We start from the raw sequence: 20,732 nt of genomic DNA, 5'->3' as shown, positions 1-20,732 counted from the left end.
TTATGTATCGCGTAGTATTAGTTGATGATGATAAATTAGTAACAAAATTTATGGAAAAGATGATTCCATGGGAGGAAACCGGGTTTGAAGTTATCGCTTCTTTTCAAGATAGTTTACAAGCCTATGATTACTTGACGAAACACCATTGTGATGTATTAATAACGGATATCGGAATGCCTAATATGAATGGTATTGAAATGATGCAAAAGCTTAAAGAGAATAAACAAGGTATGCAGACTAATTTTAGTGTTGTTTTATCTTGTCATGACGAATTCTATTATGCACAACAAGCGCTTAAGTTAGAAGCCTATGATTATATTTTAAAAGAGTCGATGGAAGAAGAGCAGATCATTGAACTCTTGCATAAATTAAAAAAAACCATGGATGAAACTGATCGAACTAAAAGTCAACAAATAAAAATTAGTAAGTTTCTTCAAAAAAATAATATGTCTCTGAAGACTAAATTTATAGAAACCATCTTACAAGAGACATACATGTACAATGAATCGTGGTGGAAAGAACAGGAAGAATTATTGGGAATGGATTTCTCTACCCAACGTTATACAGTAGTACTATCCTTTGTAGATAATTACTATTTGACAATTAACCGTTATCAATCAGATACGCTGTTACAGTTCAGTATTAATAACATAGTAGAAGAGGTCTTGAAACAATACCACCCAGATATCCAGATTTTTTATTTGCAACGTAAATTCATTATTCTTTTCCCAATCGAAGGGAACAATCAATCGAGCTTATCTAAGACGACTGAACAAGTATTAAAGGAGGTTCATCAAAAGCTGAACAATTATTTAAAAGTATCGATAACGACCGTAATAGCGGAGAATAATCAGAATCGACAAGATTTAGTCACTGTGATTAAGCATTTATTAAATCAGGAAGAGCAACGATTTTACTATCAATCTGCTTCGATTCAGAGATATCAATTGATTCATTACAGTCAAGCTTCTATCTTTGAAGAATATGGTAGAGTTGTGGACTCCTTAAAAACGCATATATTAAATAAAGAACCACAACAAATCACCAACTATCTTAAAAAAGAGATGGAAAGAATACAGAGTCAGAAATACCCACCAAAAATGGTGAAAGATTGGGCAATGAAATTAATCCTTGATATCAAGTTAAATTTGCATGCACTTGTTCATTTCGATGATCGTATGTTTCAATCGTTGACAAGTCGTGACATACAAGAGGTTGAAAATATGGAAGAGTTAGAAGCAACCATCTCTCAAATATGTCAGCAATTCATAGAGCATGTTCACACGATTGAAGCAGTTCCGAAAAATGAAGATGTAATGAAGGCGCAACGATATGTTCGGACACATTTACACGAAAAAATCACTTTAAAGGATACTGCTGACTTTTTACATCTTAATCCTAGTTACTTTAGCAGAGTTTTTAAAAAGGAAACAGGTGAAAGTTTTATAGAGTATGTAACAAAATTAAAGATGGAAAAAGCTAAGGAACTATTAGATACTACTACAGTTACAGTGGAACAATTATCAGCAGATCTAGGATTTGACAATAAAAGTTATTTCTTGAAAACATTTAAAAAATATACATCAATGTCACCAAAAGATTATAAATTTAAGCGGAATATTAGTCAATCATAGCTCATATAATAGTTTGTTGGACAAACAAATAATAAATATCTATCCTTTAAGAGATGAGTGATAACGTCCTACTTAACAGCAGGAGGGTATTGCTCCTGCTGTATTAAAGTCTTATTTTTTCACAGAACTATACCTCTGTACTGCGAACTATTCAATTACACATCCCTATTTTTAAAAATAAATGTTATAATTTGAAGAGATAAAGCATACATACAGGATAGCAATATTTAAGAAAAGTTATAGAAGCAAGACTGGTATTATGGTAATGAAAACGAGAGGGAGTGAATTCGTGGAAAAGAAAAAAATGTATGCTGTTGAGGCGACTAACCTGGTTAAAACATTTGGTAAGGAACATGCGGTAGATGGTGTCGATTTAAAAATACCAAAGGGCATTGTCTATGGCTTCTTAGGTCCCAATGGTGCTGGTAAAACGACGACGATTCGTATGCTTGCTACATTGCTTAAACCGAATAATGGTCATGCAACAGTGATGGGGTACGACTTAGTGGAAGAAGCAGATGATGTCAGGCAAAAGATCAGTTTAACTGGTCAATTTGCGTCTGTAGACGAAGAGCTTTCAGGCAGGGAAAATCTGATTTTTATCGGAAGGCTTGTCGGTTACACAAGAAAAGAAGCAAAACAACGTGCAGATGAATTATTAGCGGCCTTTCAATTAACTGATGCAAGCAAGCGTCAAGTTAAGAAATATTCAGGCGGTATGAGACGCCGAATCGACATAGCTGCAAGTATTGTTACATCACCCGAACTTCTCTTTTTAGATGAACCGACGACAGGATTAGATCCTAGAAGTCGTAACCAGGTGTGGGATATTGTTCGTGCGTTAGTAAAACAAGGAACAACGGTATTTTTAACAACACAGTATTTAGAAGAAGCAGATCAGCTAGCAGATTTAATTGGCGTTATTGACCATGGAAAGTTAATTGCTGAGGGTACTAGTAAGGAATTGAAAGCGTCAGTTGGAGCTGGTAGCTTGATTGTTAATTTTGATAATGAAGTAGAATTACAAAGGGCTTCCACTATTTTGGAAGAACAGTTAGGGGAAAAGGCTGATAAGGATCTAAAGGATTATTCATTAACCCTTCCGATCAAAGAACATGATAAAGCAGCAGTTGCAATTGGCGCTCTCGCAAATCAAAATGTTAAAATAAAAGAATTTTCGATGGCCCAACCAAGTCTTGATGAAGTATTTCTAACACTAACTGGAAAATTACCAGATCAAGAGACGGATGGTGTAGTCAATGAATAAAAATACGACTATTGAAGAAGTGTTTCAAAACCATGAACGACCAAAAAAGCCAGGTGCGCTCAATGCTTCAGCTACATTCGCATGGCGAGCATTACTTCGAATAAGATATGTTCCTGAACAATTATTTGATGTTACAGTTTTTCCGATTATTTTCTTGCTTATGTTTACTTATTTATTTGGAGGAGCGATTTCAGGTTCGACTGGGGAGTATCTTGATTTTGTTTTACCAGGCATTTTAGTAATGACCGTTTCCATGATTACGATGTACACTGGTCTGGACTTAAACAAAGATATTGAAAAAGGTGTATTTGACCGTTTCCGCTCGTTACCAATATGGCGTCCTTCTGTATTAGTTGGTGCTCTTGTAGTCGATGCGGTTCGTTATTTAATAGCATCCACGATAATGATAACTCTTGGTTATATTTTAGGTTTTAGACCTGAAGCTGGATTTTTTGGTGTAATTTTAGCTGTGTTAGTACTATTGCTATTTGCTTTTAGTCTGTCATGGATTTGGACGATGCTAGGTATAATTGTTCGCTCTGAGAAAGCATTAATGGGAATAAGTATGATGTTATTATTTCCACTTACCTTTTTAAGTAGTGTCTTTGTCAATCCAACAACAATGCCGAATTGGCTGCAGGTTTTTGTAGATATTAACCCTATTACTTTTGTTGTCGATGCAGTGAGAGGGATTATCCATGGAACAGATGCTATGTCAGATATTTTAATGGTGATCTACATATCGATCGGACTGATTGTTGTATTCGGACCATTAACCATGTACTTTTTTCGGAATAAGAATTAAAATATAGAGGTTGGAAAATTATCAACTATTTTCACATCAAAAACAAATGGTGTAAACTAATAATACGTGCATTATTTTACTATGATGCAATGGAACAATCCGATTTTATCAAATTCTGTTCACGGAGTTTGTATAATGAATCGGATTTCATTTTTGTCTTAAGACTTCAACTATTCTAAAATATATAATATCAAGGGGATACATCATGCGGTTTTATGTAATACTATTTAGTTTAATGTTACTTGTGTTTGGATGTAGTAATAAAGAAATACCTGAAGAGACGAAACAATTAAATAATGAAAAAACGCTAACTTTAGCAATTGGTGGTGAGCCAGACAACGGTTTTGATCCGACGACAGGATGGGGAAGATACGGTTCAGCTCTTTTTCAAAGCACGTTATTAGCCTACAATAAAGATCTTGAAATTACATATGATTTGGCCACGGACTATCATGTTTCCGAGGATGGCAGATCGTGGACCGTTGCACTTCGTGAGGATGCAACGTTTTCTGATGGAGAATCAGTAACAGCAGACGATGTCATTTTTACATTTGAAACTGCCCAACAAGCTCAATCGATTGTAGATGTAGCAAATATTGCAAAAATTGAAAAAGTAAATGACTTTGAGCTGATCTTCCATCTTTCAGAGCCGCAATCTACCTTCGTTCATACGTTACAAACATTAGGAATTGTCCCTGAACATGCCTATGATAGTGGATATTCACAAAATCCGATTGGCTCTGGACCCTATCAATTGGTAGAATGGCGTAAAGGTGAACAATTAATGGTGGAATCAAATCCACATTATTATGGGAAAGAACCAGAATTTAAGCAGCTTACTTTTTTATTTGTAGGAGAAGATCAAGCACTTGCAGCTGCAAAAGCAGGACAAGTTGATGTGTTGTCTGTTCCGATCACCATGTCGAATCAAGAAATAGAAGGAATGAATCGCCTTTCACTTCAAAGCGTTGATAACCGTGGAGTAATGTTACCCTTTCCTCCAGCCAGCACAAATGAAGAAGGCGAACAAATAGGAAATGATATCACATCTGATCTTGCAATTCGGCGAGCTCTTAATTATGCAGTGGACCGCCAAGCGATTGTTGACGGCGTCTTGGACGGAGAGGGAACGGTCGCTTATTCTAGTGTTGACCAATTACCATGGCAAAATCCGGAAGTTATAATTGAGGACGGTGATCCCAACAAAGCAGAGCAGATTTTGTTAGAAGCAGGTTGGCAACGAGGACCAGACGATGTTTTTGAGAAAGATGGCAAGAAGGCAAGTTTGACGTTATATTACCCAACAGATGACCAAATGAGACAATCATTGTCACTTGTTTTTGCAGATATGGCCACTGAATTCGGTATCGAGGTAAAAACAAAAGGAGCTAGCTGGAATGAAATTGAGAAGCAGATGCATGAACATCCAGTTATGATGGGGTGGGGGAGCCATAACCCACTCGAATTATATTCTTTGTATCATTCTGATATAAGGGGTATGGCCTATTATAATGCCAACTATTATCAAAATGAAAAGGTTGATCACTATTTAGAGCAAGCATTAGCTGCGAGTTCAGAAGAAGATGCCTATAAATACTGGAAATTAGCCCAGTGGGACGGGGAAACGGGTATGAGTGTTCTTGGTGATGCCCCGTGGGTCTGGCTGGTTAATTTAAACCATATTTATTTTATTAATGAACAAGTGGAAATTGGTGAACAAAAAGTACAACCACATGGTCATGGCTGGCCGATAACCGATTTTATTACGGATTGGCAACTAATTGATTAACACTGAAAAAAGACGGTGAAACTGATGATATTATTTATGATGAAGAAACTGATACAATTACTAACATTGCTTGTTGCAGTAAGCTTGCTGACTTTTTTGCTCATCAGTTTGTCACCGATTGATCCAGTTCGTGCTTATATTGGTGCAGATATGTTACTTATAAGTCCAGACCAGCGTGAGATGATTGAAGCTTACTGGGGCTTAGATCAGTCTGTTATCATTCAATATTTTCACTGGATAACAAGTCTATTGACTGGTGATTTCGGCACTTCGTTAATTCATCGTGTACCTGTATTAGAGGTGGTTTCGGATCGTTTTTTATCATCCTTTATTCTAATTGCTCTTGCATGGATAGCATCGGGTTTATTTGGAGTTGTATTAGGTTCATTAGCAGCAATGAAAAAAGGATCCTGGTTAGATAATTTAATAAAAGGATATTGCTATGTGCTGTTATCGACCCCTGGTTTTTGGCTGGGGTTGCTTTTATTAATGGTCTTTTCTGTTTGGTTAGGAATTTTCCCAACCGGATTGAGTGCGCCAATCGGAGTTACTGTAACAGAAATCACGTTTACAGATCGTGTCTATCATGCGGTTTTGCCTGCTGCAACATTAAGTATTATTGGAGTTGCTAATGTCTGCTTACACACTCGAGAAAAGTTAGTAGACATACTCAATACTCCTTACATTTTACAAGCGAGAGCCAATGGTTATACCGGATATAAATTATTTTTTAGACACGGTTTACGTAATATGCTGTTACCTGCCATCTCTGTTCATTTTGCTTCTTTCGGAGAATTGTTTGGTGGTGCTATTCTGGCAGAGCAGGTTTTTAGCTATCCTGGTTTGGGTGAGGCCATTGTTGACGCTGGTTTGAATGGGGATGTTCCGTTATTTTTAGCGATCGTTCTAATTAGCGCCTGTTTTGTGTTTGTTGGTAATTGGATAGCAGATACACTTTATTATGTTTTAGACCCTCGCTTGCGTAAAGGAGGGACTAGATCTTGAAAAGAAAATGGATTATCCCGTTAGTTATATTCATTTTTATATATATAACGTCCTTTTTATTAGATAGAAATATGATTGAAATAAACTTACAAATAAAAAATCAAGCACCTAGTTTGCTTCATCTGTTTGGTACGGATTGGCTTGGACGTGACATGTTGATCCGAACACTAAAAGGTCTGCAATTAAGTATTACGATAGGAATATTAACGGCTATGTTATCTACTTTTTTGGGACTGTTGTTAAGTCTCGTATCCTCTGTTAATAAAACATTAGATAAAATCGTGACAAGCTTTATTGATTTATTTTTGAGTCTGCCACACCTCGTAACACTTATTCTAATTACGTTTGTTTTAGGTGGTGGATTAAAAGGGGTTGTTATAGGACTGATGCTAACGCACTGGCCAGCGATCACAAGAGTGTTACGCGCAGAGATATTACAATTAAAAGAAATGCCGTATGTTCAACTATCTAAACAGTTAGGAAAACCACTTTGGTGGAGAGCGAGGCACCATCTTTTTCCACACCTTGCACCCCAATTGTTGGTAGGGTTCATTCTAATTTTCCCACATGCGATTTTGCATGAAGCTGCGATCACTTTTTTAGGCTTTGGCTTATCAGCCGAGGAGCCGGCAATAGGTATCATTTTGTCAGAATCAATGCAATATTTATCCGCAGGTATGTGGTGGTTAGCATTTTTTCCTGGCCTTTCGTTATTAATGATGATCATAATATTTCAACGATTTGCCAATACATTAAAAGATTATTTTGGAAGGGATCGCTCCTATGAACAGCAAGTTAATGATTAAACAACTATCTGTTTTTCATCAACAAACAAACCGTATACTTATAGACTCTGTTAATTTGTCAGTCGATGAAGGAGAAGTAGTAGCATTAGTCGGTGCTAGTGGTTCAGGAAAAAGTCTTATTGCCCAAGCGGTATTACAGCTCTTACCTGATAACCTTAGACAAACAGGTATTCTAAATTATCAATCTCGGCCGATTACTAAGAAAGATCGTGGCCAAAACATTGTATTAATACCACAATCCATTGATGCTTTAGACCCTCTCATGAAGGTTAAAAAACAAATTCAAAGTTTACTACCAGCACCTCATTCAGAGCAAAAAGTATTCGATTTATTGGGGAGATTGGGTCTGGAAGAGGAAGTTGCTTCACGCTACCCTTTTCAATTATCCGGGGGGCAGGCACGAAGAATATTAGTAGCGATAGCACTTGGCAGTGCTGCGAAAGTAGTGATTGCCGATGAACCGACACCAGGTTTAGATGTTGATTCGAAAACAGATATGTTATCGTTATTAAAAGAAGTGAAAGCGTCGGGTAAGTCGATATTACTGATTACACATGATTTTGACGTTGCTGTCGACTTAGCTGATCGTATCGCAGTAATTAAGGACGGGAAAATAATCGAAAACACGCTTAAAGAAAACTTTGTAGGAAAGGGTGAGAGACTTTTCCATCCTTATACAAAAGCATTATGGCAGGCGTTACCTAAAAACTTATTTATAAGGAGTCTTTAGATGTTGAAGATTGAAGGCGTATCTTACACATTACCTGACGATGTACCTCTTTTTCAAAACTTCTCTATGACGGTAAATAACGGAGAAATACTAGGGTTAAGTGGTAAAAGCGGAATCGGTAAAACAACACTAGCAAAGATTATTGCTGGTTATTTACGAGCGGATCACGGCCAAATAAATGTGCAACAGATGAAGGGCAAATCTCATTCAGTCCAATTGATCTGGCAGCACCCTGAGCAAGCTGTCAATCCAAAATGGAGAATTGATAAAACACTTGAAGAAGCAGGTGTGCCTGATCAATCCATAATAAAAAAGTTAAATATTTTACCTGAATGGTTATATCGTTATCCCAAGCAACTTTCTGGAGGGGAGCTACAACGAGTATGTATTGCAAGATGCTTGTTAGCTCAACCAGAATTTATCATAGCGGATGAAATTACTACTATGTTAGATCCAATATCACAGGCAGAAATCTTTAAAATACTTACAGAACATGTTCAACAAAATAAAATTGGATTAGTGATTATTAGTCATGATACGGTTTTGTTAGATAATCTCTGTCATAAAGTAATAGACTTTAAATAATTTATGAAACCAAAGATAGATATTAATCGTATAAATTATTAAGCATAGAAAGGGTGAAACTAATGAGAGAGCAACCAAATGAAAGAATCGCGACAGATGCGGTAAAAGCATGGCAATTAACAGCACATCTTATTGCAATTATTCCGTTGTTATTAACGATAGCAGCTTTTGTGGTCAGTTATTATTTTGAACCTTTTCCTTATTGGGTTGGAATTATCCTAGCAGTCATCACTATTTTAGAATGGGGATTCACTGCGTTTTTGATACCAAAGTTGCGATGGAAAAGATGGCGCTATCAAATTTATGACCAGGAAGTATACATACAACACGGTATCTTAATTGTTACAAGAACTGTTGTTCCAATGATACGTGTTCAACATGTTGATACACAACAAGGACCTATCTTGAAAAAATATGGTTTATCTACATTGGAGATATCGACAGCAGCAACCACGCATGAAATACCAGCATTATTAGAAGAAGAAGCTGCAGATTTACGAGACCAAATATCAGAGTTAGCGAGGGTGGAACAAGATGATGTCTGAACCAAAACGACTACACCCGGCAGCCATGATTTTTAATATTATTCAATCTATAAGACAATCCATTTTTGGTGTCTTACCTTTAGTAATTTTAGCAGTAGGAAATGATGCATGGTTTTATGTAATTATTGGTGCCTCTGTATTAGCGGCACTTATCATCATCTTCAGTGTATTATCTTGGTATCGGTATACATATCAATTGGAAGAGGATCAAATTCGTATTCATCAAGGCATCCTCATACGCAAAAAAAGAACGATTTCGAAACATCGTATTCAATCCATTGATTTATCGCAGAATATCATTCATCGTATTATGGGTTTAACGAAAGTACAGATTGAAACGGCTGGAAGTGACCATCGTATTGATGCAGCTCTTTCGGCGGTAAAGATGGCAGAAGGAAAAAAGATTCACGACCAATTGAAGTATAAAAAACAAATGATGGAAGAAGAAGTTGAAGATGTGGAGGCTGCAGGAGAAGAATCCATTGCTGAAGCGGTAGCTCAGAGAAAAATCACACCAAACGCACTCTTAGTAGCAGGATCTACTTCTGGAAGTTTTGGAATTATAATAGGTTTATTTGGTCTTGTTTTCTCTCAATTTGAAAGTGTAATTCCTGATCGTTTCTATAATCAGGTTACCGAGTGGCTATTTTCACAAGCTGCTCAAATATTAATCATATTTGCCATTATCGTATTAATATTGTTATGGATATTAGGTGTTTTAGCGACCATTATTCAATACTGGAATTTTACGATAACCAGATACGAGAAGGAATTGTTTATTACGAGAGGTTTATTAGAAAAGAAACAATCGACAATTCCGCTTAAGCGAATCCAAGCGGTCGGAATTAAAGAAACACTTATCAGGCAGCCGTTAGGATTAGCGACGATGTATGTCGAGATTGCAAGTGGTGACATAAGTCAAAATCAGGAAATGCATACATTAATTTTCCCATTGTTACGAAAGAGCCAAGTAAAATCCTTTTTACAAGAATTATTACCAGAATATCAATACGAAATAGAAGGTATGACAAAACTGCCTAAAAAAGCTTTGCCGTATTATTTAATTAGGTCAGCAATATTACCGTTGATTGCTACTATCGTAATTGCCGTCATGTTTTTTGAATTTGCTTGGATACCACTTATTATTACGTTTTTAGCGTGTGTTTATGCTTACTTTCAATTTAAGGCAACGGGCTATCTTTTAAACGAAAATCAATTGTTGGTGCAAAGCAGAACCCTTAGTAAGGATACGGCATTAGTACAACATAAAAGATTACAATCATTCAAAAAGAAACAACATATCTTACACCGTAAACAAAACTTAGCAACGATAGATACAGCTATTTTAAATAAATTCATGGGCCGTCACTTCGTTGTTAAAGAGTTAACTGTTGAAGATGTTGATAAAATTGCAGATTGGTATTCTTATCGAATAGATTCCTAAAAGTCCCTCAGAGAAGGGACTTTTTTTGTTGCCAGTGATTAATAAAAACATCTGAGTACTTGTTTTAATTTTGAAGATAGTCAACGGTAGCTAGTTCAACATTATATATCGATCAAAAGTAGACGAGCGCGAGTCTCATCGGCAAAATGGAAGTAAATAATGATCGAAATGCCGACGAGAACGGGTCTCATCGGCAAAATGGGAGTAAATAATGATCGAAATGCCGACGAGAACGGGTCTCATCGGCAAAACGGGAGTAAATAATGATCGAAATGCCGACGAGCACGAGTCTCGTCGGCAAAATGGAAGTAAATAATGATTGAAATGCCGACGAGCACGAGTCTCATCGGCAAAATGGCAATAAATAATGATCGAAATGCCGACGAAAACGAGTCTCATCGGCATTATGGAAGTAAATAACGATTGAAATGCCGATGAGAAGCTATATCATTGGAAAAACATCAAAAAATATCGATCGAAACCCCGATGAGAGTTACTATCCTCGAAACATCATGACCATATATTGCTTGAAGTACTGTGTATTATCTCACTAAAGCAAAAACTCTCGATTTTTAAAAAGTATTGACGATTTTTTGCGTTAGGTGTAATATGTTTCCTATGAGAAACTTTTTCGGGTTTATGACATATATATAAATGTATCTTTTATCACGATGTAGGTGTTTGTGGTTCCACACTTCTCAATTCAGGCGTCAGCAAAGATGCTAAGTGGGGAATAAACAGATGCTAACTTCCTGATAAATTGGCTAGTAATCAGCGGGGGTAAGACGCCCATTGATTGAAGTCTCACTTTATTTTAACTAGATTATGAGAGGTGTACAGCTGATGATGGGATTAGAAGGTGTAGCTTTAGCGTTCAGTTTAACTTTGTTAGCAGGTCTTGCAACAGGGGTTGGTAGTGTATTAGCTTTTTTTACATCGAATACAAATACGAAGTTTTTATCTTGGGCGTTAGGATTCTCAGCAGGTGTGATGATTTACGTATCAATGGTAGAAATATTTGTGAAAGCCAAGGATTCGCTGGTAGGTGAATTAGGAGAAACTCAGGGTAATTGGCTAACGGTGATCGGTTTTTTTGGAGGAATGGTTCTGATCGCATTGATTGATAAATTTATTCCTAAACAAGGAAATCCGCATGAATTAAAGAAAGTGGAAGATATGAATAAGAATCCAAATGGGGACGGCGCTTTGTTGAAAATGGGAACATTTACTGCATTAGCAATTGCTATTCACAATTTCCCGGAAGGTATAGCAACATTTACAGCAGCGCTACAAGATCCTTCACTCGGGATTGCCATAGCAGTAGCCATTGCTATTCATAATATTCCGGAAGGTATCGCTGTATCAGTACCTATCTATTTCGCAACAGGTGATAAGAAAAAAGCATTTAAATTGTCTTTTTTGTCGGGTTTATCAGAACCAATCGGTGCATTAGCTGCCTTTTTATTTTTAATGCCTTTTCTATCCGACGTTATGTTTGGAATGATTTTTGCCGGTGTTGCAGGTATTATGGTATTTATTTCTCTTGATGAGTTATTACCAGCTGCCAAAAAATATGATGAGGCCCATACGTCCATTTACGGATTGATCGTTGGTATGGCAGTAATGGCTTTGAGTCTGTTATTATTCATATAAAAAAACGGGGATTCCCCGTTTTTTTAACTTCGTATCATTTTTACTATGAAGACGATAAGTGCTATAACTAATAATATGTGTACTAATCCACCTGCTATTTCGAATAGGAAGCCTAGTAACCAAGCTAATAACAAGATACCGATAATTGTCCAAATCATGTTGAATCACTCCTTTTTTATTTTTGTTATGTATAAGATACCCCTTTGGTTTCTTATTAAACTTTTTTTTATTATTTGTTGCATTACTTTTGGTAGATTGTTATAATAAAACACGTGGTTTCGTAAAGGAAATGTAAAATATATTTTAAACTCATGTAAATGTCTTATATATTCATTATTTAGTTGCGGGTGTAGTTTAGTGGTAAAACCTCAGCCTTCCAAGCTGATGTCGAGGGTTCAATTCCCTTCACCCGCTCCATACATAGGTGTGAACGTAGTGTTTCGTTTTTAAAATGAAGCATTACGTTTTTTTATTGGTATTATTACTACTTATTGAAGTCTCACGTGTTAACTTGTATTCTTAACATAGCATTAAATTTGAAAGAGGAGTTTTGATATAGTGAAAAAGTTACAGCAACTATTAAAAAACATAGATGGAAAAAGTTATAAAGCATATAAATCAATTCAGGGCAGCTATTCCTTTCAACACTTTCAATTAGCTATTGATTACGTACAAGGCGACCCTTTTGCAGCGCCATCTAAAATTAGAGTCGTCATACCGCATTCAATTCGTCCGATTAAAGAAGAATGGAAACAATTAAAAGAACGAAATATATATACAGCAGATCACATCGCACGTACTGTAGCAGATGCTATTCAAAAAGAAACATCTTTTGCTAAAGGCTCGGGAAAAAGTGGGCTGATCCACATTGATAAACCAGGACAGGAAATACTGGAACGAACAGCAGTTCAATTAAATAATAAAGCTACCGTTATCTGTTTATCAATAGGATTACCTGCAAATGGCAGAAGAATTAATGGGAAAGAAGCAGAGAAATTATTCTTTACCATGATCCCGTCTATCCTGAAAAATTCGATTTTTTCAGTGTCGGATGATGAATTAGAAAAAAGTGTACAACTTGCAGATCAGCATATCGCAATTAGAGAAGAAATGAAAAAACAAGATTGGATTGCTTTTGTAGCGGACGGAGCTATCTTACCTCGAAAAAGTGGCGTTAGTAATCAACTATTACCAAAAGCAGTACCATTTGAAAGTCCAAAAGAAAATCGTGTTACCATTGATATTCCTCACCGAAATCAACCTCTAACAGGTATGGCCATTAAAAAAGGTATTAGCTTAATTGTTGGTGGTGGCTATCATGGGAAGAGCACATTATTACAAGCATTAGAGAGAGGTGTTTATCACCATATACAAGGTGATGGACGAGAATATGTGTTAACAGATCCTAATGCTGTCAAAATCAGAGCAGAGGATGGAAGGCAGGTAACCTCTGTAAATATTTCAGCTTTTATTAATGACTTACCACATGGACAGGACACCAAAAAGTTTTCAACAGAGAATGCAAGTGGAAGTACATCACAAGCAACAAATGTAGTAGAAGCAATAGAGGCTTCCGCTTCCACATTGTTAATAGATGAAGATACCAGTGCCACAAATTTCATGATCCGTGACGCCAGAATGCAAGCACTTGTAGCGCCAGACAAGGAGCCGATAACACCTTTCATCGATAAAATAAAGCAATTACGAGATCACTTGAATATTTCTACTATATTAGTGATGGGAGGGTCAGGTGATTACTTCGACGTCGCAAATGAAGTGATCATGATGGATCAATACAAACCATTTAATGTTACGGAAAAAGCACAACAAATTGTAAAAAATCAACCTGTGACTCGGGAGAAAATTACTGGTGAATTACAACACACAATGAATCAGCGTATTTTCTTAGCAAATAGTTTACAATTACAAAAAGGAAAAAAGAAAAAAGTCCAAGCAAAGGGTCTTGATTTGATTCTAATGGGAAATCATTCGATCCAATTACAGGATGTGGAGCAATTAATCGATAGCTCACAGACAAGGGCGATTGCGGAGATCCTTCGTTATTTGGACGATAAATCTGTCTTAAAACAAGCGAAACCACTAACTGAGATTCTAGATGATATCGAAACGGTTATTGATCAAGAAGGCTTGCAAGCTTTTGCGCCATTTCCCAAGCAACATCCTGGTGACCTTGCTCGTCCAAGACGTTTTGAAATTGCGGCATGTTTGAATCGGATCCGTACAGCTAAAATAAAGCAAAAATAGAAGGAGGTGAGTGTAATGGCATATGCACAGTTGAAAGAAGAACTCATCCAGTTTAGTAAAGAAATTGGCATCGACAAGATTGGGTTTGCCAGTGTGGATACATTTTCAACCTTAAAATCAAGACTGGAAGAACAGCAAGCATTAGGTTATGCATCAGGATTTGAAAAAGGCAGTAATGAAGAACGTACAGAACCTAAGCGGTTGTTGCCACAAGCAGAATCAATTATAGCCATTGCACTTGCTTATCCAACAAGAATAAAAAATGATCCAAAAAGCGTTAAAGGTGATCGTCGCGGCATGTTTTGTCGAGCTTCATGGGGAACGGACTATCATCTTGTATTACAGGAAAAACTGGATCAACTTGCTGACTTTTTGCAAGAGAAAATAGGAGATTTCCAATATAGCTCGATGGTCGATACTGGTGAATTATCAGATCGTGCAGTAGCAGAACGTGCTGGTATTGGCTTCAGTGGAAAGAATACGCTGATCATCTCACCGGAATATGGTTCCTATATGTACTTAGGTGAAATGATCACCAATATTCCATTTGAAGCGGATCAACCATTACAAGAAGGTTGCGGCACTTGTACCAAATGTCTGGATGCTTGTCCGACAGGCGCACTTGTGGAGGCGGGTAGATTGAATGCCCAGCAATGTTTAGCATATCTCACTCAAACAAAAGGTTTTCTCCCTGATGAACACCGAGACAAACTTGGCAATTTTATCTATGGGTATGAAACATGCCAGGTGGTCTGTCCGTATAATAAAGGTGTTGATTTTCATCATCATGAACAGTTTGAGCCAGATCCTGATTTAGTCAAACCCAGATTGGTAGACCTGTTGTCGATTTCAAACAAAGAGTTTAAATCGAAATTCGGGAAAATGGCTGGTTCATGGCGAGGTAAAAAGCCTCTGCAACGAAATGCGATTATAGCACTTGGTCACTACAAAGAAGTAGCTGCTTTAGATGTTCTAATAGAGCTGATGCAACAGGATCCAAGGCCCGTAATTCGTGGAACAGCTGCTTGGTCAATAGGTAAGATTGGTGAAAAACGAGGGTTTCAAGCAATAAGAGATGCAAAAATACAAGAAACAAATGAAGAAGTAATTAATGAAATGAACAAAGGATTAGAAATGGAAAAGGAATTTCTTTAGGAGGTTACGATGTATTATACTGAATATGAGTCCCCATTAGGAATACTGACATTAATTAGCCAAGAGAACTATTTAATTCGTATGGAATTCGGGAGTTTTGAAGATAAGCATCAAAAAATCAATAAATGGTTAAGTAAAAATATGCTTCCCCTTGAGTTAAAGAAGGACCAAGTCCCATTTCAGGATATCCTTGAACAGCTTAATGAGTACTTTTACCAAAAACGAAGGACTTTTACAATTCCCTATAAATTTTACGGTACATCTTTTCAACAAAAGGTTTGGGAAGCACTGGCTACTCAAGTACCTTATGGAACTACTTGTTCTTATCAGGAAATTGCACACATTGTTGGTTCACCTAAAGCAGTCAGAGCGGTAGGAGGAGCTAATAATCAAAATCCAATTTCGATTATTGTACCATGCCACCGAATAATTGGGAAAAGTGGGAAATTAGTTGGTTATGGTGGAGGTATTGACAAGAAAGAATTTTTATTAAGATTAGAAAAAAAACACTAAAACTATCGGAACGGATGGTCTTGCTATGGGTATCAGAAATTATCTAATAGAAGGTGTCTCCGGTACTGGAAAAACCACGGTCTGTGAAGAATTACAGAAACGCGGTTACCAAACTATTCATGGTGACCGTGAATTGGCATACCAAGGTGATCCAGAGACTGGCATACCTATGGATAGCGCGACGCACGAAAACCACATTTGGGATGTCGATAAAGTAAAGGATTTGGTCGGTAATCAGAATGCTGAAATAACATTTTTTTGCGGTGGATCTAGGAATTTTTCGAAATTTATTGATTTATTCGATGGTGTGTTTATCCTTGAAGTCGGTATTGACACGTTGAATCAGCGACTTGAAGAACGGCCGGAAAATGAGTTTGGTGGAAAAAAAACGGAACGAGAACTTATTGCTCGATTGCATAAAACAAAAGAAGACCTTCCGAAAAAAGGAATTACAGTTGATGCTACTGCACCGATTGAGCAAGTAGTTGACGAGATTGTCCGTTACATTTAAATGAAAATTTTTGCTTTTGGCGTAGTATTGAAATGCTATTATATACACACTTTATTATAATTTAATTAAAAAATCCGAATGATTGTAAATCTTATTGAAACTGCAATCATTCGGATTCCGCGATAATTAATTTAAATTGTACTCAGTAGGAAACTTGGTATGTAGACCAAGTTCTTTTTATTCTTCAGATTCTTCGTTTGTTTCTTCTGTTGTCGTTTCTTCTGATTGATCCTCTTCCCCTTCTTCTTCCGCACAAGCTGTAAGAAGACTAATAGACAGAACCGTAACCGCAAAAATAGAGAACCATTTCTTTTTAATCATTTTCATCCCTCCTTTTTTCTGTACTACCCATATATACGATAATTTGGAATGAAAAGATACGTCTTAATACAAATTTTAACAAAATTTACAATACTTTAATAGTGTTAAAAAAGCTTTTACATAAATAAAGAAAGGTAAGCGATAGCCGCTTACCTTTTCAACAATATAAAAATTACTCTTCAGTTTCAACGTCGCCTTCCATTTCCATTTCAGCTTCGTTGTCCTCTTCCGTTTCAGTATCTTCTTCCATAGGCGCCTCTTCGTCAGCTGGAGCTTCCTCATCTGTTGGTGCCTCATCTTCTGCAGGAGCCTCATCCTCTGCAGGTGCTTCTTCTTCCATTGGTGCATCTTCTTCAGCTGGTGCAGGCTCTTCTGTTGGTGTTTCCTCTACTGGTTCTGTTGGTTCATCTTCACCACAAGCTGCTAATACCCCGACTGTTAGTACAGATACACCTATCATTGATAAGAATTTTTTCATCATGTTTATTCCTCCTTGTAGTTTGTTCACTCTACTGATACCCCGTGAAAAAACAAATAATCATCAAAAAAGGCATTTTAATATAAAGGTAATATTTTGTAAAAAAAGTAATCATCGTGACATATTTATCTATTGAAATAGTAGTTGGTCATTTGATATGTGTGATTTTCATTTGTTTAACGAATATATATAAAGAAAGGAGGGATAAGGTGTCTGAATGGAAATTAGTAGAATCCTATTGGAAGTCTAAATCAAATTATGAAGATGATCTTTTTCAAACAAAAAGAAACCTGCACCAAAAATATCATAAAACAATTAAACAAATTCATGTGACCGGTAAAAAGAAGAAAGTTTTGCAAACAAAAAAAGGAGTAGAGATATATTACAATTTGAATCGTACTTATTTTATTGAAGATCAGCACAGCTTTTATCATGAAGAAGAATCTGAAAATAGAAAAGCCATAATTGTTAAGGGAGAGATAAATGAAGATGTATTAATGGAAAGAGAACAGCTAGAAATACCAGATTTCGAAAAAATGAGTTTAGGCGAATATGCAAGTCGATTTATCTATGATCGCAGAGCAGCGGTTCAATATGCAGAAAGATGGTGGAATGAAGCAAACCCAGCTTATAAGCATTTTGATGATAATGATTGCACCAATTATATCTCTCAGTGTTTACGAGCAGGGGGCGCGCCGATGCACGGTGCTCCAAATCGAGCGAAGGGGTGGTGGTATAATCATACAAGCTGGAGTTTCAGCTGGTCTGTTGCGAATGCTTTTCGTTGGTATTTAAGTGGATCTACTTCTGGATTAAAAGGAGAGGAATTAAGTGAACCAACTCAACTTCTTCCTGGGGACGTGATTTGTTACGATTTTGAAGGTGATGACAAATGGGATCATACAACGATTGTAGTAACCAAAGATGATGCCAATATGCCATTGGTTAACGCCCATACTAATAATAGTAGACATCGATATTGGACGTATGAGGATTCTGCCGCATGGACTCCAAATTGCAAGTATCGATTTTTTAAAATAGGCGATTAACCAAATAAAGTAATTGTTCGTAAGATACTTCATTGTGGAGGGTGCAAAAATACTGTAATATGGTATAATGTTTAGGTTAGTAAGCAATAGTTGAGGTGAACGAAATTGGCAGTACATGTCGTATTATATCAACCAGAAATTCCGGCGAATACAGGAAATATTGCAAGAACTTGTCTTGCTACAAATGTCCATTTACATTTAATTCGTCCGCTTGGCTTTTCAACCGATGATAAAATGTTAAGAAGAGCGGGCTTAGATTATTGGCACGACGTTTCAATCCAATATTATGATTCTTTAGATGAAATGTATCAAATGTTTCCTCAAGGGGAGTTTTATTATATTGAGAATTTTGGTACGAAATACTATTCAGACTTTGACTTTAGTGAAAGTGATAAAGATTTATTCTTCGTATTTGGCCGTGAAACAAATGGTATACCAAAAGATTTATTAAAAGGAAAAGAAGATCGTTGTCTTCGTCTGCAAATGACGGATAAAGTGCGATCGTTAAACTTGTCTAATACAGCAGCAATTGTTGTCTACGATGTCATGAAGCAACAAGGCTTTCCTGGCCTAGACTAACCACAGCATAACCGTTGTGGTTTTTTTATTCATAAAAAAATTATGTAAAAGTGGTGATCGAATGGAGCAGGAGAATATTATTTTACATACCGAAAAGATGGTCCGTGCGCAATTATTAAATGAAAAGTCTGGTCATGATTGGTACCATATCGAACGAGTGACCAAGACGGCAAGAAAAATAGCAAAAGAAGAAAGCGCAAATCTATTTATTGTAACCATTGCCGCATTGTTACACGATTTAGCGGATGATAAAGTAGTAGAAAATGAAGAACAAGGATTAGCAACGATTCAAAAATGGTTAGAATCACAAAACATAATGAAAGAAGATATTCAACATATCATAACGATCATTAAACACATGTCATTTAAAGGTGGAAATGGCATACCTTTAACAACAATTGAGGGAAAAGTTGTCCAGGATGCAGATCGATTAGATGCAATCGGTGCTGTTGGCATTGCCAGATGTTTTGTTTATTCTGGTCAAAAAGGTCAACTTATCTATGATCCGGATATTGAAGTAAGAGAAGAGATGAGCAAAGATCAGTATCGACATGAAAAATCTAGTGCAATTCACCATTTCTATGAAAAACTATTAAAATTAAAAGATTTGATGAATACAGAAACTGGACGTAAATTAGCAAAGGAACGTCATCATTTTATGCATCAATTTCTAGAACAGTTTTTTGAGGAAATTCACGAATAAGGAGGGGCTCAATATGACAACGGTTTGTTTAGTTAGGCATGGTGAAACAGATTGGAACGCAGAAGGTAGAATCCAAGGCCAAACAGATATCCCGCTCAATGAAAATGGAAAAATACAAGCGGACGAATGTGGTCAATTTTTACAAGTTACAGATTGGGATCTTCTGATTACTAGCCCATTACAAAGAGCGAAACAGACAGCTACCATTATTAATCAGTACTTAAATCTTTCGATGATAGAAATGGACGAATTCCGCGAAAGAGGCTTTGGGGATGCAGAAGGTATGACTGTAGAAGAGCGCTTACGTTACTTCTCCGGTGGAAACTATCCGAATCAGGAAGGAAGAGAAGAACTTTCTACAAGATTAGTAGATGGCTTGAATAGTATTCATCAACACTATACAGGCAAAAAAGTATTACTAGTTGCTCATGGTGCTGTGATCAATATGATTTTATCTCTTTATTCAAAAGGGGAGATTGGATCAGGTAAAACAACATTAGGAAATGGTTGTATTTCGCATATTGAATGGTTGGACGAGTCTTGGAAAATAAATCGTTATAATCAAACAGATCACCTTTCTACCATTAATCAAAAAGGTAATGTATAGTACAGTAGATGGAGAAATTCCACCTACTGTTTTTGGTTAACCAATTTGTAATATAGTGACTATTAACCCCTCGCTACGGCTGTCCACTTCCCTTTCCGCGGACACATCTTAAGCTAACTTTAGTAAGCACTGATCGCGGATCTTAGGCGAAAATCATCCCATATGAGTGGAAGCGGACGGCCTACGCTATAATGCTATTCTACAATGGATGTGGCAGCTAACTTTTTGAGCTTATTAAAATGTGTAATAAAATCAGTATGTCCAGCATGTACAACATTGTAATGCAAA

The 20,732-nt window shown here is 36.7% G+C and carries 22 protein-coding genes and 1 tRNA gene; 20 read left to right on the top strand and 3 right to left on the bottom strand.

Features of this window, described 5'->3' with window-relative positions:
• The first annotated feature begins 2 nt into the window (after positions 1 to 2).
• The 11 genes from BUC25_RS12615 (at position 3) to zupT (ending at position 12,263) form a co-directional block, all read left to right on the top strand.
• Entirely contained in the window at positions 3 to 1,634 is a 1,632-nt protein-coding gene (locus BUC25_RS12615) for a response regulator transcription factor (protein WP_073202232.1), read from the top strand.
• A 265-nt stretch (positions 1,635 to 1,899) separates the two neighbouring features.
• The gene (locus tag BUC25_RS12610; RefSeq protein WP_073202484.1) at positions 1,900 to 2,901 is read left to right on the top strand and encodes an ATP-binding cassette domain-containing protein; all 1,002 of its coding nucleotides are present in this window, start codon (positions 1,900 to 1,902) and stop codon (positions 2,899 to 2,901) included.
• Entirely contained in the window at positions 2,894 to 3,706 is an 813-nt protein-coding gene (locus BUC25_RS12605; protein WP_073202231.1) for an ABC transporter permease, read from the top strand. Before BUC25_RS12610 ends, BUC25_RS12605 begins: the two co-directional genes overlap by 8 nt.
• A 205-nt stretch (positions 3,707 to 3,911) precedes the next feature.
• Positions 3,912 to 5,495 (top strand): ABC transporter substrate-binding protein, encoded by a 1,584-nt coding sequence (locus tag BUC25_RS12600; protein ID WP_073202230.1) that lies wholly within the window; start codon positions 3,912 to 3,914, stop codon positions 5,493 to 5,495.
• Between the two features lie 36 nt (positions 5,496 to 5,531).
• Complete coding sequence (locus tag BUC25_RS12595; protein WP_244535183.1) at positions 5,532 to 6,500, top strand: ABC transporter permease; 969 nt, start codon at positions 5,532 to 5,534, stop codon at positions 6,498 to 6,500.
• On the top strand, positions 6,497 to 7,306 hold the full coding sequence (locus tag BUC25_RS12590) for an ABC transporter permease (protein ID WP_244535182.1): 810 nt from the start codon (positions 6,497 to 6,499) through the stop codon (positions 7,304 to 7,306). Before BUC25_RS12595 ends, BUC25_RS12590 begins: the two co-directional genes overlap by 4 nt.
• The gene (locus tag BUC25_RS12585) at positions 7,284 to 8,036 is read left to right on the top strand and encodes an ATP-binding cassette domain-containing protein (RefSeq protein ID WP_073202227.1); all 753 of its coding nucleotides are present in this window, start codon (positions 7,284 to 7,286) and stop codon (positions 8,034 to 8,036) included. Before BUC25_RS12590 ends, BUC25_RS12585 begins: the two co-directional genes overlap by 23 nt.
• A complete protein-coding gene (locus tag BUC25_RS12580) occupies positions 8,037 to 8,621 on the top strand; it encodes an ABC transporter ATP-binding protein (RefSeq protein ID WP_073202226.1) in 585 nt (194 codons plus the stop codon). It abuts the gene before it with no gap.
• Between the two features lie 62 nt (positions 8,622 to 8,683).
• The gene (locus BUC25_RS12575) at positions 8,684 to 9,166 is read left to right on the top strand and encodes a PH domain-containing protein (RefSeq protein ID WP_073202225.1); all 483 of its coding nucleotides are present in this window, start codon (positions 8,684 to 8,686) and stop codon (positions 9,164 to 9,166) included.
• Complete coding sequence (locus BUC25_RS12570; protein ID WP_073202483.1) at positions 9,159 to 10,610, top strand: PH domain-containing protein; 1,452 nt, start codon at positions 9,159 to 9,161, stop codon at positions 10,608 to 10,610. Before BUC25_RS12575 ends, BUC25_RS12570 begins: the two co-directional genes overlap by 8 nt.
• 846 nt (positions 10,611 to 11,456) lie before the next feature.
• Positions 11,457 to 12,263 carry a zinc transporter ZupT gene (gene zupT / locus BUC25_RS12565; protein WP_073202482.1) on the top strand — a complete coding sequence of 269 codons (807 nt, stop codon included), beginning with the start codon at positions 11,457 to 11,459 and terminating at the stop codon, positions 12,261 to 12,263.
• A gap of 23 nt (positions 12,264 to 12,286) precedes the next feature.
• Here the strand turns inward: zupT and BUC25_RS19175 are convergent, their stop codons facing one another.
• Positions 12,287 to 12,421 carry a lmo0937 family membrane protein gene (locus tag BUC25_RS19175; RefSeq protein ID WP_139251827.1) on the bottom strand — a complete coding sequence of 45 codons (135 nt, stop codon included), beginning with the start codon at positions 12,419 to 12,421 and terminating at the stop codon, positions 12,287 to 12,289.
• A gap of 185 nt (positions 12,422 to 12,606) precedes the next feature.
• Here BUC25_RS19175 and BUC25_RS12560 point away from each other — a divergent pair.
• The 5 genes from BUC25_RS12560 to BUC25_RS12540 all read left to right on the top strand — a co-directional run bounded on the left by BUC25_RS12560 (position 12,607) and on the right by BUC25_RS12540 (position 16,707).
• Positions 12,607 to 12,680 (top strand) — tRNA-Gly (locus BUC25_RS12560).
• Positions 12,681 to 12,821: 141 nt separating this feature from the next.
• Positions 12,822 to 14,528 (top strand): ABC-ATPase domain-containing protein, encoded by a 1,707-nt coding sequence (locus BUC25_RS12555; RefSeq protein ID WP_073202224.1) that lies wholly within the window; start codon positions 12,822 to 12,824, stop codon positions 14,526 to 14,528.
• Positions 14,529 to 14,543: 15 nt separating this feature from the next.
• Positions 14,544 to 15,683, top strand: coding sequence for a tRNA epoxyqueuosine(34) reductase QueG (queG, locus tag BUC25_RS12550; protein WP_073202223.1), 1,140 nt, complete (start codon positions 14,544 to 14,546; stop codon positions 15,681 to 15,683).
• A gap of 9 nt (positions 15,684 to 15,692) precedes the next feature.
• A complete protein-coding gene (locus BUC25_RS12545) occupies positions 15,693 to 16,196 on the top strand; it encodes a methylated-DNA--[protein]-cysteine S-methyltransferase (protein WP_073202222.1) in 504 nt (167 codons plus the stop codon).
• Positions 16,197 to 16,221: 25 nt separating this feature from the next.
• The gene (locus BUC25_RS12540) at positions 16,222 to 16,707 is read left to right on the top strand and encodes an AAA family ATPase (protein WP_073202221.1); all 486 of its coding nucleotides are present in this window, start codon (positions 16,222 to 16,224) and stop codon (positions 16,705 to 16,707) included.
• Between the two features lie 177 nt (positions 16,708 to 16,884).
• Here the strand turns inward: BUC25_RS12540 and BUC25_RS19400 are convergent, their stop codons facing one another.
• Both BUC25_RS19400 and BUC25_RS12535 read right to left on the bottom strand, forming a co-directional pair.
• Entirely contained in the window at positions 16,885 to 17,028 is a 144-nt protein-coding gene (locus BUC25_RS19400; RefSeq protein ID WP_170862698.1) for a hypothetical protein, read from the bottom strand.
• Between the two features lie 172 nt (positions 17,029 to 17,200).
• Entirely contained in the window at positions 17,201 to 17,509 is a 309-nt protein-coding gene (locus tag BUC25_RS12535; protein WP_073202220.1) for a hypothetical protein, read from the bottom strand.
• Positions 17,510 to 17,715: 206 nt separating this feature from the next.
• On the opposite strand from BUC25_RS12535, the gene BUC25_RS12530 reads away from it, so the two are divergent.
• The 4 genes from BUC25_RS12530 to BUC25_RS12515 all read left to right on the top strand — a co-directional run bounded on the left by BUC25_RS12530 (position 17,716) and on the right by BUC25_RS12515 (position 20,444).
• A complete protein-coding gene (locus tag BUC25_RS12530) occupies positions 17,716 to 18,555 on the top strand; it encodes an amidase domain-containing protein (protein WP_073202219.1) in 840 nt (279 codons plus the stop codon).
• A 105-nt stretch (positions 18,556 to 18,660) separates the two neighbouring features.
• Entirely contained in the window at positions 18,661 to 19,134 is a 474-nt protein-coding gene (gene trmL, locus BUC25_RS12525) for a tRNA (uridine(34)/cytosine(34)/5-carboxymethylaminomethyluridine(34)-2'-O)-methyltransferase TrmL (protein WP_073202218.1), read from the top strand.
• A 61-nt stretch (positions 19,135 to 19,195) separates the two neighbouring features.
• The gene (locus BUC25_RS12520) at positions 19,196 to 19,837 is read left to right on the top strand and encodes an HD domain-containing protein (RefSeq protein ID WP_073202217.1); all 642 of its coding nucleotides are present in this window, start codon (positions 19,196 to 19,198) and stop codon (positions 19,835 to 19,837) included.
• 13 nt (positions 19,838 to 19,850) lie between these two features.
• Positions 19,851 to 20,444 carry a histidine phosphatase family protein gene (locus BUC25_RS12515; RefSeq protein ID WP_073202216.1) on the top strand — a complete coding sequence of 198 codons (594 nt, stop codon included), beginning with the start codon at positions 19,851 to 19,853 and terminating at the stop codon, positions 20,442 to 20,444.
• Positions 20,445 to 20,732 lie beyond the last annotated feature (288 nt).

Source organism: Gracilibacillus kekensis (genome assembly GCF_900143085.1).
Classification (GTDB): Bacteria; Bacillota; Bacilli; order Bacillales; family Amphibacillaceae; genus Gracilibacillus; species Gracilibacillus kekensis.
The sequence above is the reverse complement of the archived record's forward strand: the minus strand, read 5'-3'. Positions and strand labels throughout refer to the sequence as shown.

Excerpts from the sequence above, each read along its gene's own strand:
- BUC25_RS12615 (WP_073202232.1), top strand. The coding sequence starts at position 3 with ATGTATCGCGTAGTATTAGTTGATGATGATAAATTAGTAACAAAATTT.
- BUC25_RS12605 (WP_073202231.1), top strand. The coding sequence starts at position 2,894 with ATGAATAAAAATACGACTATTGAAGAAGTGTTTCAAAACCATGAACGA.
- BUC25_RS12515 (WP_073202216.1), top strand. The coding sequence starts at position 19,851 with ATGACAACGGTTTGTTTAGTTAGGCATGGTGAAACAGATTGGAACGCA.
- BUC25_RS12545 (WP_073202222.1), top strand. The coding sequence starts at position 15,693 with ATGTATTATACTGAATATGAGTCCCCATTAGGAATACTGACATTAATT.
- zupT (WP_073202482.1), top strand. The coding sequence starts at position 11,457 with ATGGGATTAGAAGGTGTAGCTTTAGCGTTCAGTTTAACTTTGTTAGCA.
- BUC25_RS12535 (WP_073202220.1), bottom strand. The coding sequence starts at position 17,509 with ATGATGAAAAAATTCTTATCAATGATAGGTGTATCTGTACTAACAGTC.
- BUC25_RS12570 (WP_073202483.1), top strand. The coding sequence starts at position 9,159 with ATGTCTGAACCAAAACGACTACACCCGGCAGCCATGATTTTTAATATT.
- BUC25_RS12610 (WP_073202484.1), top strand. The coding sequence starts at position 1,900 with ATGAAAACGAGAGGGAGTGAATTCGTGGAAAAGAAAAAAATGTATGCT.
- BUC25_RS12575 (WP_073202225.1), top strand. The coding sequence starts at position 8,684 with ATGAGAGAGCAACCAAATGAAAGAATCGCGACAGATGCGGTAAAAGCA.
- BUC25_RS19400 (WP_170862698.1), bottom strand. The coding sequence starts at position 17,028 with ATGATTAAAAAGAAATGGTTCTCTATTTTTGCGGTTACGGTTCTGTCT.
- BUC25_RS19175 (WP_139251827.1), bottom strand. The coding sequence starts at position 12,421 with ATGATTTGGACAATTATCGGTATCTTGTTATTAGCTTGGTTACTAGGC.
- BUC25_RS12580 (WP_073202226.1), top strand. The coding sequence starts at position 8,037 with ATGTTGAAGATTGAAGGCGTATCTTACACATTACCTGACGATGTACCT.
- BUC25_RS12585 (WP_073202227.1), top strand. The coding sequence starts at position 7,284 with ATGAACAGCAAGTTAATGATTAAACAACTATCTGTTTTTCATCAACAA.
- BUC25_RS12540 (WP_073202221.1), top strand. The coding sequence starts at position 16,222 with ATGGGTATCAGAAATTATCTAATAGAAGGTGTCTCCGGTACTGGAAAA.
- BUC25_RS12520 (WP_073202217.1), top strand. The coding sequence starts at position 19,196 with ATGGAGCAGGAGAATATTATTTTACATACCGAAAAGATGGTCCGTGCG.
- BUC25_RS12600 (WP_073202230.1), top strand. The coding sequence starts at position 3,912 with ATGCGGTTTTATGTAATACTATTTAGTTTAATGTTACTTGTGTTTGGA.
- BUC25_RS12595 (WP_244535183.1), top strand. The coding sequence starts at position 5,532 with ATGATGAAGAAACTGATACAATTACTAACATTGCTTGTTGCAGTAAGC.
- queG (WP_073202223.1), top strand. The coding sequence starts at position 14,544 with ATGGCATATGCACAGTTGAAAGAAGAACTCATCCAGTTTAGTAAAGAA.